This is a genomic window from Crocosphaera watsonii WH 8501 (assembly GCF_000167195.1).
In the GTDB taxonomy this organism is placed as follows: Bacteria; Cyanobacteriota; Cyanobacteriia; order Cyanobacteriales; family Microcystaceae; genus Crocosphaera; species Crocosphaera watsonii.
In genome coordinates, this window is sequence record NZ_AADV02000002.1 from 538334 (window position 1) to 553926 (window position 15593).

The 15593-nt window shown below is 38.8% G+C and carries 7 protein-coding genes; 3 read left to right on the top strand and 4 right to left on the bottom strand.

Annotated elements, in window-relative coordinates:
• The first annotated feature begins 231 nt into the window (after positions 1-231).
• On the top strand, positions 232-546 hold the full coding sequence (locus CWATDRAFT_RS06275; RefSeq protein ID WP_007304216.1) for a hypothetical protein: 315 nt from the start codon (positions 232-234) through the stop codon (positions 544-546).
• Here CWATDRAFT_RS06275 and CWATDRAFT_RS06280 read toward each other — a convergent pair.
• Complete coding sequence (locus CWATDRAFT_RS06280; protein WP_007303384.1) at positions 530-1171, bottom strand: transposase; 642 nt, start codon at positions 1169-1171, stop codon at positions 530-532. The genes CWATDRAFT_RS06275 and CWATDRAFT_RS06280 overlap by 17 nt on opposite strands.
• Positions 1172-1235: 64 nt before the next feature.
• Positions 1236-1817: a helix-turn-helix domain-containing protein gene (locus CWATDRAFT_RS06285; RefSeq protein ID WP_007304217.1), complete on the bottom strand. Its 582-nt coding sequence runs from the start codon at positions 1815-1817 to the stop codon at positions 1236-1238.
• A gap of 4 nt (positions 1818-1821) precedes the next feature.
• Here CWATDRAFT_RS06285 and CWATDRAFT_RS06290 point away from each other — a divergent pair, with 4 nt between their 5' ends.
• On the top strand, positions 1822-3282 hold the full coding sequence (locus tag CWATDRAFT_RS06290) for a tetratricopeptide repeat protein (RefSeq protein ID WP_198138950.1): 1461 nt from the start codon (positions 1822-1824) through the stop codon (positions 3280-3282).
• Between the two features lie 13 nt (positions 3283-3295).
• Here CWATDRAFT_RS06290 and CWATDRAFT_RS06295 read toward each other — a convergent pair whose 3' ends face one another.
• Positions 3296-8008, bottom strand: a complete 4713-nt coding sequence (locus CWATDRAFT_RS06295; protein WP_007304219.1) for a type I polyketide synthase — start codon at positions 8006-8008, stop codon at positions 3296-3298.
• A 14-nt stretch (positions 8009-8022) separates the two neighbouring features.
• Positions 8023-11382: a non-ribosomal peptide synthetase gene (locus tag CWATDRAFT_RS06300; RefSeq protein ID WP_007304220.1), complete on the bottom strand. Its 3360-nt coding sequence runs from the start codon at positions 11380-11382 to the stop codon at positions 8023-8025.
• A gap of 152 nt (positions 11383-11534) precedes the next feature.
• Here CWATDRAFT_RS06300 and CWATDRAFT_RS06305 point away from each other — a divergent pair, with 152 nt between their 5' ends.
• Positions 11535-15548: an AMP-binding protein gene (locus CWATDRAFT_RS06305; RefSeq protein ID WP_007304221.1), complete on the top strand. Its 4014-nt coding sequence runs from the start codon at positions 11535-11537 to the stop codon at positions 15546-15548.
• Positions 15549-15593 lie beyond the last annotated feature (45 nt).

The window sequence follows — 15593 nt, forward strand, 5'->3', positions numbered from 1 at the left end:
CAAATGAGAAGAGGAAACTCTCCTTTGTTTGTGCTGAGTCTTGCTAAGTTTTCAATGAGTATAAATCTTCTTAATTTGATTATTTTTCCTAAAAATTTAATGAAAAGAGAAATATTCTTGCCCAGGTATGATTTTCGGACTTTTTAAAACTATGTATTTTTTTATACTACATTTTGAAGTGCGGAATCTGGGTTAGATAATATCAATCCGACGGAGCTTTTAAAAAGTTATGTGGCCTATTTTCTCAGTCGGGGAATTTCTCTTAGTAGTCCCGGGGCGGAAATTTTACCCTTTAATGGCTTAGTTTATCAATACCAGGGTTATCATCAAGATTTTCTTAATTTGTGGCGACAAATAGAAAAAAGAAAGGATTACTCACAATTATCTCTGAATGGGGATAATCATCAGTTTCAAGACTTTTTAGAAGGTGACTATGAGGTACAAGAATGCGCCCTTTGTCGTCTTCCTATTGCCACACCTACTAAACATATGTATGGCCTAGTGCAGCTTAGCAAAAATAATCCACCAGTCACTTATGATCTTTAAAGCCCTTAAATTTCCAAACGAACGGCTTAGCAAAATGTTGATTAAAGTAATCAATAAAATTGAGAATTTTTTGGGATAGTTCTTCAGTTGAACGGACAGTAATTCTTTTGAGTAAACGCCTGACTAAGATCGAAAACCAACACTCAATTTGATTAAGCCACGATGTATGTTTGGGAATATAAACAAAGCGAATTCGATGAGATTCATCTGATAAAAAATCTGCTCTGCTGTCCATAGATTGCAAAATCCCCTCCTTTCCTTTTCTCCCCAAATCAATAGTAATTTCACAGCTTTCTGCTACTAATTTGACTAAGCTTTCCGATTTATGAGTATTGAGTTGATCTACAATAAAAATCCATTCTGCTTTTTCATCAATCTTAATCGTTCTCTGGATATGTTCAGAAAAATCTTGTTCTGTTCTTGTCGGTCCAATAGAGGGACTAACAACTTTTCCTCTTGCCACATCCCAGTTCGCAATCAAGCTTAAAGTTCCGTGTCTTTCATATTCAAATTCGATTTTTTCTACTTGTTTAGGCTTGATTCTTTTGTTCGGAAATAATCTCTCAAGAGCTTGAATCCCTGTCATTTCATCTGTACTAATTAAATGAATTCCTTGTTCTAACAAAGTTTTAGCTTCTTGATGAAGTTCACAGATATATTTGACTTGCTTTTTAAATTTTAAGGGATCATCAATTTTGGCATTTAACCAGTAACGAACGAGATGTGGTTGTAATGTCGCTTCTTTTTAAAAAACGCCCCACACTACGGGGGGAAATCTTTTCGACAATTCCTCTTTTTATGGCTTCATCCGCCAACTCTGAAGGTGTCCAATGGCTCACTGGTCTGTCTGATTTTTCACATTCTTCACAAGCGATCGCTACAATCTGGACTACTTGTTCGACCGTAAAGGATTTTGTTGTTCCAGGTCTTGGGCGATCGCTTAAAATTCCTTTGATCAAGACCATTAATGCTTTCTCCGTTACCTGTTGTTCTTCGGCGGCACTCAGTTTTTCTCTCTCCTCAAACCATCGCGATCGCCACTGACGCACTTGTACTCGGTCTAATTCTAATCTTCGACTAATCGAACTATTGCTCTCTCCTGATGCTGCGGCTAAGATTAGCTTGGCTCGTCTAACAAGGCGATAGGGTTTTGTTGTCCCTCTCACTATTTGTTGGAGTACTGTTTTCTGTAGGTTGGAGAGGTTAATTGGCAATGCTTTTATCATGGACATCAACTTCGAGATTCTTCCGTTAGTTTCATTGAAACACATTGTCGTGGCTAGTCACGAAAGTTTCTGTAAAAATCTGGTGGATTACTTTCGCCAAGCTGCACTAGGCTTAGTAATTTGGTTCTGGACTAAAATCCCGCCTCTTTATGTTATCACCCTACTAATAATTCTTGCTATTTTGTTTATCACCACTGCTCAGATTAGGGTAATTAACCAGTGGTTTGGTCTCAATCAATCTACTATAATTAACATAAGAAGAATGGCTATTTGGCTATTTCTATATGCTTTTGCTTTGTTAATTTATTTATTGTTTGATAGTACCCATAGAAATCCATCAGGGTCGAACATTGAGATATCACCAAAATCGAACATTGAGATAGCAGAGAATTTGAAAAAACAAGGGAGGAAAATCCTAAGTGACAAGGGAAGATATGGACTTGATGAGGCAATACAAAAGTTTGAGGAAGCACAAAAGTATGCGAAACAAGATGGAGCAATTTCTTACTATATAGGATGGCTTAAAGACCTTAATTATTCTATTTTCAAAAAAGGAGAGTGCCAAAATCCCTCTGAGCGATATGCCGACACTCTTCGTTTATTTGACGAAAATCCGCAAAAAAATGATATTGAACACGAAATGGTTATAGAAAAAGGCCATTACTTTACCAATAAAGAGCATCGAAATGGCGGTCACGACAGGGCTATTGACATTTATAACAAATATATCCTTAAAAAAGATGACTATGACATTTCTAATCCAGTGACGTATCTTGCTTTAGTCAGTAGAGGTATGGCCAATTTTTGGAAAGGAAAGTATGAACTGTCGGGAGATGATTTTGAGAAGGCACTAGCAGAGGAACCATCTAATCAAGTCGTATACAATCGTGGTTCTGTTTATGCAATGTATGCGTATGCACGTGGAGATTATTCCGAGGCAATCACCTGGTACAAAGCAGCCATTTATGGTGGTGAAGTTCAACTTAAAAATGGGAAGATCATTAAAGTATCAGGGGAATCAGACCTTGATGAAGCACGAAGGGATCTCGGATTTGCCCTTTTATTGGATAAAAAGAGCAAAAGAGACCCCAAAGATCGTTATACAGAAGCTTTAGGGGAGTTTAACGAAGCCATAGAGATTAATAAAAATAATCATGACAACAATGGCGACTCCATAAATTACTATGCTTATGTGGGCAAAGGAATAGCTGAGTTTTTACTTAGGGATATTGAGACAGCGAAGCTCACTCTAGGGAAAGTTCCTGAAAATGATCTATATTCTGATATTGCTAAGAGATATCTGATGAAGATAGAACAATGTGAGTCGTCAGATCAAAGTAAGTGTGTTGATCACCTTAACGATGTTACTTTAAGCGACATGGTTACGCACCCAATTTTGACTGGAGATGGGATCTCGCGAATGTTTGGGAATGTTACTGTTCATGAAGAAGAACTAGATCCTGTGCTTTCACTTGAACATAAAGCTATGTACAAAGGTCCCTGTCCATAAAATGACAAAAATCTTACTCCTCTTTCAATTGCTCTTCAACCTCTTCGGGAGAAAGGCTTTGAATCTCAGCTAAGACCTCACTTATAGCTGCTAAATCTTCGCTTTCATCTTGATTTTGTTCAATAATTTCCGCAATACCGGCAATAGTTGGGGCTTCATATAACAAACTACCCATAGATAACTCTACTTGAAATGTCTCTTTCAGTCGAGAAAGTGCCTGAATAGCTAAGAGAGAATGCCCTCCCAGGTCAAAAAAGCTATCATTAACCCCAATAGGTTCAACACCGAGAATTTCTTGCCAAATATTAGCGATCGCCTCTTCCATATCGTTTCGTGGGGCAACATATTCATTGGCTAAGTTTGGTCTTTCGTATTGAGCAAGGTTTTGATTAACCTCTGTACCAGTTTCTGCTGTAGTTTTAGGGGATAATTTAACCTCAGTGCTTCCCTTCAGTCTTGCCTCAAGATCACCTTTAGAAACAATAATTTGCGAGGATAAACCAGAGGCTAAAACACGATCTATCACTGCCCTAACTTCTTCGGGAGTCAAGGCAAAAGGTACTAAACGACTGCCTAAACCCATAGCTCTCTGTTTATCTTCTTCCGATAAACAAGCATCCCAGTTAATACTAATCCAAGGGGTTTCACTAATTTGATTTTGCTGGTGTACAAAAGCATCTAGAAAACGGTTGGCTCCACTATAGGCACCCAAACCTAAACCCCCTAACACAGCCGATAAGGATGATTGTACTAAGACAAAATCTAGCTTTTTATCCTGCAAACTAGCTGCTAGGGGATAAAGTCCTTTGGCTTTGGTTTGAAAATTATACTCACTCTGCGATCGCTCTAATAATTGAATGGGGGCAGCCGATAAGGGGCTACTCATGGGGGTTGCGTAGAATACTCCATGAACCTCTTCAACTTGCCCCATAACCTCGTTTAAGTCGCTTTCAGGGCTAAAAATTAAACAGTTTACTCCTTGTGCTTCTAATTCCTGAATCTGACGAATTTCTTGAGCAACAGATTCTTTTATTTCATTTTGTGTCAAAATATTGACCCATTCCTCTTTTTGTGGTATTGAGTTATGAGCAACTAATAAAAGGGTTGTATCTTCCGTAGCGGCAACCTGTTGGGCGAATATTCTGCCTAAACTGTTGGTCAAGTCTCCTAAAATTAGGTAATTTCCGCCTTTTCGTAGTTTAATATTTGATTTTTTGGGTTCTTTTAAAGATATAGGTTTAAATGTTTGCTGCCAACGATAAATACCCCGATAAGCTACAATTAACTCTTTTTGAGGATCAAGAAATTCTGCTATGAGGCGATCGCCTATCTCCTGACTTCCCCTCCTGGGAGAGTCGGGGGTATCACTTGCCCCCCTTACTAAGGGGGGTTGGGGGGATCGGCTCTTGGAAGAGTAGAGTAAGTTCTCTCCTTCAATATCGATATTACGACAGCGAATTTGAGGATATTCTTGGTTAATCACCTGACATAACCCTAAAATTGGCATTTTTTCTGGTATTAAGGCTTCTTGCCCCATCAAATCATATAAACCATTGGTTACTATAAAAATTTCTGGAGAAGAAGAAGCATAAGTTTGTGCCAACCACAATAAACTATAAAAACCTTGCTCCTGATATACTGTAAATTCTGTTTTTTCTGGGTCAATGTTCCATAAATGAACAATAAAATCGGGCATTAACTGCCTTAAACCTAAATCCTCTGCTAAAGCTTGATAATATTCCTTTTTATCTGGATTAACGCTAAAACAACGATAGTCTGTCTCTGCAAACTCCTCCCCTGGAGTCACTGTTAACACCTCTTGTCCAGCTTTGGTTAAACTATCGGCAATATTAGCTCCAATACCTTGATTATCTAGGAAAATAAGCCAAGAAGAACCCTTTTTATCCATAGATTCCCAATCAATACCCAAAGGTGCCATATTTCGCTCCCAGGAAGGAACATAAAACCAATCCTCTAGGTCTTCATAAATAGCGATCGCATCTTCTTGGGGTTTATTAAACTGAGCATCAACCCAGTAGCGTTTACGTTCAAAGGGATAGGTAGGTAACGGGAGACGATAATGGGGTTGCTCTTCATAAAACCCAGACCAGTTGATAGGAACTCCTGCTTGCCAAAGTTTGCCCAAACTATGCAAAATAAAGGTAATATCAGACTGTTCCTCTTTAGGATGACGTAAAGAAGTTAAAATCACCTGTTCACTGTTTAAACCTAAGTTTTGTTGTGTCAAGGTACTTAAGGTTTTACCCGGTCCAACTTCTATAAAAATGCGTTGCGGTTCCTTAGATAATTCAAAAATACCATCAGCAAAACGAACAGTTTTCCGTAGATGGGTAGACCAATAATGGGGATCAGTAGCTTCTTTTTCCGTGAGCCAACTACCTGAAACGTTAGAAATAAAGAGTTTTTGGGGAGCATTTAGGGTAATATTGCTTATTTCTGCGCTAAACTCTTTTAATACAGGTTCCATCATCTCTGAATGGAAAGCATGGGAAGTATGAAGAAGACGACAAGCAATATTATTATTTTCGAGATCCTTTTGTAGTTGAGCGATGGCCGTTTCCGTCCCTGACACCACACATAACTGGGGAGCATTTACCGCAGCTAAACTGAGATCAGAAGTTAAATAGGTTTGTATTTCTGCTTCTCCTAGAGCAACAGATAACATAGCTCCAGCATCGCAGTTTTGCATTAATTTACCACGAATATAAACTATTTTTAGGGCATCTTCTAAAGAAAATACACCTGCTAAAGTTGCAGCCACATATTCCCCAATACTATGGCCAAGCATAACATCAGGTTCAATACCCCAACTCATCCACAGTTTAGCCAAAGCATATTCAATGACAAATAATGCAGGTTGAGCATACATTGTAGATTGTAAATTATAAGATTTTTTAACTATTGCCTGTTGCTCTCCCCCCTTAGTAAGGGGGGATGGGGGGGGATCTCCTGTTTCCTTTTCAGCAAAAATAATCTCCCGTAAGTCACATCCTAAATACTCTTGAAGCAAGTCACAACAATTATCTATTTCTTGTTTAAAAACGGTTTCGGTGTCATATAGCTCTTTCCCCATCCCGACATATTGACTACCTTGGCCTGAAAATAAAAAGGTTACGGGACGATAGGAGGAACTTGTAGAAGAATGGGTTAAAAAAGAAGATTCTAGCTGTTTTATTGCCTCTTCGTTATCCTTAGCAACAACAAAACCACGATAATCAAAATCTCTTCTTCCTACTTGCAAAGTATAAGCCACATCAGCTAAGTTAAGCTCTGGATATTGCTTTAAATGGTTAACTAAATTTTCCCTAGCCGTTTCTAAAGCTGTCGCTGTTTTAGCTGACAACAACAATAAACAACTGGTAACTGGTAACTGCTCACTGGTAACTGCTAACTGCTCACTGTTAACTACCTCTTCCAAAACAAGATGAACATTAGTCCCTCCAATACCAAAGGAACTAACCCCGGCCCGTCGAGGTGTACCGTTACTTTGCCACTCTGATAAAGAGTCACTGATATAAAAAGGACTATTAGCAAAATCGATCTGAGGGTTTGGCTGTTTAAAATACAAACTAGGGGGAATTTGTTTATTTTTGAGAGCTAACGTAGTTTTAATTAAACTAGCTATTCCTGCGGCCGTATCTAAATGTCCAATATTAGTTTTCACAGATCCCAAAGCACAAAACCCCGTTTTATCAGTACCAACCCGAAAAGCTTGGGTTAAGGCCGAAACCTCGATGGGATCACCTAATGCAGTTCCCGTACCGTGTGCCTCAACATAAGAAATGCTCTCCGGTTCAACCTCTGCTATATGTTGCGCATCTTTAATAACCTGTGCCTGACTATCGAGGGAAGGGGCAGTATAACTTACTTTTTGCGCCCCATCATTATTAATAGCCGAGCCTTTAATAACAGCGAGAATATTATCTTTTTCCTGTAAAGCATCTTCTAAACGCTTCAAAACAACTAAACCAACCCCATTACCACTGACTGTCCCTTTGGCCTCAGCATCAAAGGCACGACAATGACCATCTGGGGAATAAATACCCCCTTCTTGGTAAAGATAGCCCACCTGTTGAGAAATAGCTACCCCTCCAGCTAAGGCCATGTCACATTCTCCACTGAGTAAACTTTGACAAGCAAAATGAACAGCAACTAAAGAAGTAGAACAAGCGGTTTGTACATTGACGCTTGGGCCATCGAGATTTAATTTATAAGATACTCTTGTGGTTAAAAAGTCCTTATCACTGGCCAAAAATAATTGATAGGGATCTAGACTATTGTTATTTTTGGACTGACTGTAAACATTAAATAGATAACCATTCATTCCCGCGCCCCCAAATACTGCGATCGCCCCTGGATATTTTTGGGAGTCATAACCAGCATTTTCTAAAGCTGTCCAAGCACATTCTAAGAAAAGACGATGTTGGGGGTCTAATATTTCCGCTTCTCTAGCATTAAAGCCAAAAAATTCGGCATCAAATAGGTCTACGTCTTCTAGTTTAGCTGCTGACTTCACATAATTAGGCTTTTTCAATAATGCTTCATCAATGCCCCGTTTTAGTAACTCTTCCTCACTGTAAACGGTAATTGATTCTTTTCCTTGAGACAAATTATCCCAAAATGCGTCAACGGTATCAGCCCCAGGAAACCGTCCTGCCATGCCGATAATTGCAATTTCTAAACCATTATTGAGTGAATCAGTCATTTTCTTCGAGAATTTTAGGATTTTTTATTTTTCTGACGACGTTGTTGTAAGCGTTTTTTCCCTGCTGTTAGGCGTTCATTTCTGGACTCTGATGGTTCAACAACAGGCTGTTTTGACTTCTGACGTTCAAAATAGGTTGATAATTCACTAATTGTTGGATATTGAAACATTTCCACTAGAGAAATATCAGATGAAAAGGCTTCTCTTACTTTACTGTGTACTCTCACCATAGACAAAGAGTGACCACCCAGTTCAAAGAACGGATCATTAATTCCTATTGTCTCAACTTTTAGAACTTCTTGCCAAATTGTAGCAATAGTTCTTTCTATTTCGGTACGGGGACTAACATAAGTTTCTGTTAACTGTTGTCTATCTTTTGGCTCTGGTAAAGCGTTACGATCAATTTTCCCATTAGGAGTTAATGGTAAACTTTCTAACTCCACAAACCGAGAGGGAATCATGTAATTAGGTAATTTTTCCCCTAAAAACTCCCTTATTGGTGGGGTTTGGGGGGACGGGGAGAGGGGGGGACGGGGAGAGGGGGGGACGGGGAGAGGGGGGGACGGGGAGAGGGGGTGATCGGGAGTGTGAGCATCTTGCTCACTAACCTCTGTAGGGATACTTTGGGGGGACGGGGGGACGGGGTGATCGGGAGTTTGGGGAGAGACTATATAAGCTATTAAACTTTGTTCTTTGACAATAACAACTGCTTCTTTTATTTGGGGATGGGTTAATAATATTGTTTCTATTTCTCCTAATTCTAGACGAAAACCTCGCAATTTTACTTGATAGTCTATTCTTCCTAAATATTCTATCTCTCCATCTTCTCCATACCTCACTAAGTCTCCTGTTTTATATAATCTTTCTCCCCTCTTAGTAAGGGGGGTTGGGGGGATCGCAATAAACCTTTCTGCTGTTAACTCTGGGCGGTTTAAATATCCTCTAGCAACCCCCATTCCTCCAATATATAACTCTCCTGGAACTCCTATAGGAACTTGATTATAGTCTTTATCTAAAATATAAAATTGTGTATTATCAATAGGTTTTCCTAGCCTTACTTTATCTGAATTTACCTCATAAACCGATGACCAAATAGTGGTTTCAGTGGGTCCATATAAGTTCCAAACTTGTTGAGATTTTTCTTGTAACTGTTGAGCTAAAGTAATATCTAATGCTTCCCCACCGCAGAAAATAGTTAAGTCTTTTTTTCCTTTCCAACCCGAAGCAAGCAATAGTTTCCAGGTTGCAGGAGTTCCTTGCATTACTGTAACTTGATGGGTTTCTAACTGTTGCGCAAGAGTAACACCCTCAACAGCAATATTTCGAGAAACTAATATTAATTTAGCACCAACTATCAAAGGTAAATATAGTTCCAAAGCAGCAATATCAAAGGAAAGAGTAGTAACAGATAATAAGGTATCATTATCTGTTAAACCTGGCTTTTTACTCATAGATATTAAGAAATTACTTAAAGCACGGTGAGGTATTTGTACACCTTTAGGAATACCCGTTGAACCCGATGTATAAATAACATAAGCTAGATTTTCTCGATTGATTTTTAGATCAAGATTTGTATCTTTTTCTTGACTTATTTTTGATTGTATTTTACTTATATCTATAAACCAGTTTACAACCTGTTCCCTGTTCCCTATTCCCTGTTCCCTGTTCCCTATTAAATAATTAATTCCTGAATTTTCAACCATAAAATTAAGACGTTGTTCAGGATAATTAGTATCTAAAGGTAAATAGGCTCCACCTACTTTAAGAATAGCTAATAAACTAATTACCATTTCTAAAGATGGTTCTAAACAAATACCAACTAAAGTTTCAGGTTTAACCCCTAATTTTTGTAAATAATGAGCTAGTTGGTTAGCTTTTTTATTAAGTTGTTCATAAGTTAAAGATTCATCATCAAAAATCACAGCAGTATTATTAGGTGTTTTCTCAACTTGTCGTTCAAATAATTGATGAATTCTAAGATCATTATTTCCTTTTATTTCTTCTCTATTGCCTTCTATTAATAATTGTTTTTTCTCAGAGTTGGTTAATAAAGACACTTCCCACAACTGTTGCTCAGGGTTAAGAGAAATGTTAGTTAATAAAGTTTCTAAATGTCCTAATAAACGGTTAATACTAGACGAAGAAAAGCGATCACTGTCATATAAAAGTCTTAAAGTTAATTCTGGGGTTATAGCAGCATAAAGTGTCAAAGGGTAATTAGTTTGTTCTGTTGTTTGAATATTATTAATTTCCAAACCTTGTAAAGACTGTTTTAGAGTTGGTTCAATAGGATAATTTTCAAAAATAACTAAACTTTCAAACAAGGGTAAATCTCCAGGAACATCACTATGACGTTGAATTTCGAGGAGAGGTGTATATTCATATTGTTGTTGTTCAATTTGTTGATTTTGTAATTTTTTGAGCCAATAAATTAGAGATTGTTGGGGTTTAATTTTGACTCGTACAGGTAAGGTATTAATAAATAAACCAACCATTGATTCTGCATTGATAAGAGCAGGTGGACGACCGGAAACCGTTGCCCCAAAAACCATATCTGACTCCCCACTATAGCGACTCAGTAATAAGGAAAATGACCCTTGGATGAATGTATTTAGGGTAAGTTGTTGTTGTTTGGCTAATTTTTGTAATTTAGAGGTAAGTTCTGGGGATAGTTTTCTCTCTTGCTCATTGTATCGAGGAGAAGCTTTACGAAAGCTTTCCTTTGAGTTACCAATACCCAAAGGAGTTGGGGAAATAAAACCTTTGAGGGTGTTTTGCCAATAGTTTTCCGCCTCTAAGCTATCTCTTTTTTGTAGCCAAGCGATATAGTCCCGATAAGGGGTAGGTGTCCCGATATTTATGGTTTTTCCTAAAGATAATGCTTGATAATAAGTCAAAAATTCTTTAAAAATAGAGCTAACTGACCAACCATCCAACAAAAGATGATGATATAACCAAATAACTTGATAATGCTCCTCTGCTAATTTAATCAATATTACTCTCATTAACGGAGCAGAAGACAGGTTTAAACCTTGTTGTCGTTGCCTTTGTAATAACTCAGTTAATTTTTCCGATTGTTGAGTAAGAGGAATAGTTGTCCAGTCTAGTTGTTCAACAGGTATATTTACTCGTCTTCCCACCACTTGTAGGGGTTTTTCTAAGTTTTCCCAGACAAATGCCGTGCGAAAAATGGAATGACGCTCGCCTAACTTTTGCCAAACTTTCTCAAAAACGACAGAGCTTAATGAACCAGTGATCTCATAGGTTATTTGGACAAGATAAGCCCCAGACTCAGGGGATAATAGGCTATGAAACAACATTCCCTGCTGCATGGGGGATAAGGGGTAAATAGCTTCAACAGTTTTAGCGTTCATTATTCCTTGTCAGTTAGGTATATTAACAATTTGAGAAAAATCTCCTCAAGTTAATTTTAATTAAGTTAAGATTAATAACGTAGGGTTGTTTTCAACCTTAACTTTAACTTGTGCAATTTTTACACAATCCCTCTAACCTGATCGTTATACGAATGTTCCCAACCGACTCAACAGTTGTCAACCTCTTACAACACAGAGCAAGCAACCACGCACAAAAACTCAGTTATACCTTTTTAACCAGTGGAGAAACCGAGGAAATAGCACTAAGTTATTCAAACTTGGAATCTCAAGCCAAAACCATCGCGGCACAGTTACAAAACTTAAATATGCAGGGGGAGCGAGCCTTACTCCTATATCCTTCTGGACTCGAGTTTATAGCAGCCTTTTTCGGATGTCTATACGCAGGAGTTGTGGCGGTGCCTGTTTATCCTCCCCAGGGAAAGCAGCCTTTATCTAGACTGGAAGCGATCGCTAAAAATGCTCAAGCTAAAATTATACTGACAACCAGTAACTATAAAGCCGAAATTAAACAATATTTTTCACAAATAAGTAAATTTGACGATTTAACCTATTTAACTACCGATAATCTAGATAGTAGTCTAGGTTTTGACTGGAAAAAACCCAATATTAACAGTAATACCCTGGCCTTTCTTCAATATACATCTGGTTCGACGGGAAACCCCAAAGGAGTGATGGTAAGTCATGGAAACTTACTAAAAAATTCCGCTAATATTTATCAAGCATTTAATCACAACAGCGATAGTCACGGGGTTATCTGGTTGCCACCCTATCATGATATGGGATTAATAGGAGGCATTATACAACCTCTCTATGGGGGTTTCCCAGTAACTTTAATGTCCCCGAGTAGTTTTATCAGAAAACCCATCCGCTGGTTAAAGGCTATTTCCCGTTATCAAGCTACCACAAGCGGGGGACCGAATTTTGCTTATCAACGGTGTTTAGAAACCATTACCCCCCAACAAAAAGCTGAACTAGACTTGAGTAGTTGGCAAGTGGCTTTTACTGGGGCTGAGGCCATCGCTACTCAAACCTTAGAAGAGTTTGCCGAAGCATTTGCCTGTTGTGGGTTTCAAAGAGAAGCCTTTTATCCTTGTTATGGCTTAGCTGAAGCTACTTTATTTGTCACAGGTAAGGTAATGGAGGCAGAAGGAACCGAAAGGCAGGAGATGATCCCCCCAACCCCCCTTACCAAGGGGGGCAAGCTACCCACCCAAACCTTCCAGGAGGGTAATGTGGGAGTTTTGGAGAGGTTGTCTCCCATATCTCTACAGGAAACTTGTGAGTTAAGAGAGCCTAAAATTATTAAAGTTGATAGTAAGGAACTACAAAAAAATAAAGTAGTTCTCACAAGTGAAGAAACAATTAAAACTCAAAAAATTGTTAGTTGTGGTCGACCTGCCATAGACGAAAATATTATTATTGTTGACCCTGAAACTGCCTTACCCTGTCCCCCTGAAACAGTGGGAGAAATCTGGGTTTCCGGGGCCAGTATAGCTCAGGGTTATTGGCAAGATGAAGACGCAACAGAGAAGGCGTTTAATGCTTATTTACCTGATAATAAAAAACCATTTTTACGAACAGGAGACTTAGGTTTTCTACACCAAGGGGAATTATTTGTTACAGGTAGGATAAAAGATATTATTATTATTCGTGGTCGGAATTATTATCCCCAAGATATAGAAAATACTGTAAAAAACTGTCATCCGGCCTTACGTGATCATAGTTGTGTAGCCACCAGCATAACCTCTGAAGAAGGGGAAAAATTAGTAATTATTGGGGAGATTAAACGCAAGCTTGAACAAAAAATTAATTTTCAAGAAATTGTTAACACAATTCGTTCTCATGTTTCTCGAAAACATGGCATTCAAACCAATAAAATAGTTTTGGTAAAACAAGGTAGTATTCCCAAAACATCAAGCGGTAAAATTCAACGCCTAGCTGGTAAAAAAGCTTATTTAGAAAACAATATATCTATAATTTTTCAGGAAGATAGTTCTGAAAAAAATACAAAAGAATCTCAAGAAAAGACAATGAGTCATTCCATAGAGTTGAATAAAACGCAAAAGAGAAAAGATAAAAAATTGTCCGAACTAATCTCATGGTTAAGAAACTACGCCAACGAAAATATTAATTCTCGTTTAATAGATGAACGTCGTTGTATTCCCCCTCATATTGTGCTTGATTTTGGCAATCAAGGACTACTAGGAATGCAGGTTCCCCTGGAATACGGAGGCTTAGGGCTAAATAATGGGGAAACCATGAATGTGATGGAGCAATTAGGAGCAATTGACACAACATTGTCCCTATTTGTCGGCTTAAACAACGTTTTAGGAATTCGTCCCCTACTAAATTTTGGTAGTCCCTCCTTAAGAGAAGAACTATTACCCAGGTTAGCCACAGGAAGAGAACTAGCAGCCTTTGCCTTAACCGAACCCAGTGCCGGATCAAACCCTCAGGCCATCGCCTCTTCTGCCATTCCCCAGTCCCCAGAACAATGGATAATAAACGGGACTAAAATATGGAGTGGTTCGGCGGCTTGGGCTGGAATCATTAACGTTTTTGTGCAGGAAAAAGACTCACAAGGAAATTTTCAAGGAATAAGCGGTTTTACGGTTAAAAGAGGAACTCCAGGACTAAAACAAGGCCCCGAAGCTTTAACTATGGGAATGCGAGGAATGGTACAAAATACCGTTTATTTCAATGATGTTGCTGTTGATGCCTCCCAAAAACTGGGAAATACAGGGGAAGGCATGAAAGTAGCTCAATATGCCATGATGTATGGAAGGTTAACCATCGCTGCGGCCAGTGTAGGTGGGATGAAACGTTGCGCTCAGTTATGGCACCGTTATAGTTCCCGTCGTCAAATTTCTACGGGGCGTTTATTAGAAAATCCTTTGGTTTTAGCCCGTTTAAATGGATTAACCGCAGCTATTACCACTATAGAGACCCTAGTTACCAGTATTACTACATGGTTAGACCAAGGGCAAGAGGTTCCTGTTGAAGCTTATGCTGTGTGTAAAATGGCCGCCCCCGAATTTTACTGGGAAGCAGCAGATAACTTAGTACAGTTTCTTGGGGGTCGAGGGTACATTGAAAGCAATATGGCACCGCAAATATTACGAGATGCCAGAATTTTAAGGATTTTTGAGGGGCCAACGGAAACTTTAACCGCTTTTCTGGGATCAAGAGTCATTTATCAACCAGAATCTTTCAAAACATTTCTCTGTGATACTTTAAGTATGCCTGAGATTTACGAAAGGTTCGAGCAAACAGTTCAGCAAATTCAAGATTACAGACAATCTCCCTTTACAGAGGAAACAAAAACCAAAAATTGGACAGCCATATTATGTGGCGAAGTGGCTATGTGGGGAGTCTTGTTGGCAGTTTTAGAAGCAAAAGCCATGTCAAGCACCTCCGAGTCGTTAAATCGGGCGATCGCCTGGACAAAAGAACATTTTCAACAAAAAATTGCCCAAGGTTTTGCCCAAACCCCTGATGAACTGGTGATTAGTAGTGCTAATAAGACAACAGAATTAATCAGTGATTATGAAAATGCGATCGGTAACTTAGAGCAAACTCTAGCAGGAGAAGATCGCGAAGTAGATGAGTTTTTGAGACTCGGAGACTCGGAGACTCGGAGACTGGGAGACTGGGAGACTGGGAGACTCGGAGACTCGGAGACTGGGAGACTGGGAGACTGGGAGACTAGGCGGAACATTGAAAATTGGTTAATGAACTGGTTAGAGGAAAAATTGAACTTATCTCCTCAAAATATTGATCCAAAGCAAGCATTTGCTGATTATGGTATCGATTCGGTTATGGCTGTGGAATTAGCTCAAGATTTACAGGAATGGCTAGGTTATACACAACAATTAGAAGCTAGTTTAGCTTGGAATTTTCCCACTATTAAATCCCTAGCGCAATACTTAAGCACCATTGAATCTGAGGATGAAATAGTTGAGGAAAAATTCGCCGTGAATGACAGCAAAATTGCCCTTAACGGACAATCACAGGGAACTTCTTCCACAGAAAACCCTGAGATAATTTCAGATATCAGCAACTACTCAGAAGATGAAATACAAACCGCCATTAACCAAGAAATGGCAGAATTAGAGAGTTTATTGAAGGGAGGTTATCCATCTTGAAACAACAGCTTTCCGATGCCCAGAGGATGCTTCTGGCACTCAAAC

What these genes read in the sequence shown, in the direction of transcription:
- CWATDRAFT_RS06300 (WP_007304220.1), bottom strand. Translation starts at nt 11,382, where the DNA reads ATGAACGCTAAAACTGTTGAAGCTATTTACCCCTTATCCCCCATGCAG.
- CWATDRAFT_RS06285 (WP_007304217.1), bottom strand. Translation starts at nt 1,817, where the DNA reads ATGTGTTTCAATGAAACTAACGGAAGAATCTCGAAGTTGATGTCCATG.
- CWATDRAFT_RS06305 (WP_007304221.1), top strand. Translation starts at nt 11,535, where the DNA reads ATGTTCCCAACCGACTCAACAGTTGTCAACCTCTTACAACACAGAGCA.
- CWATDRAFT_RS06295 (WP_007304219.1), bottom strand. Translation starts at nt 8,008, where the DNA reads ATGACTGATTCACTCAATAATGGTTTAGAAATTGCAATTATCGGCATG.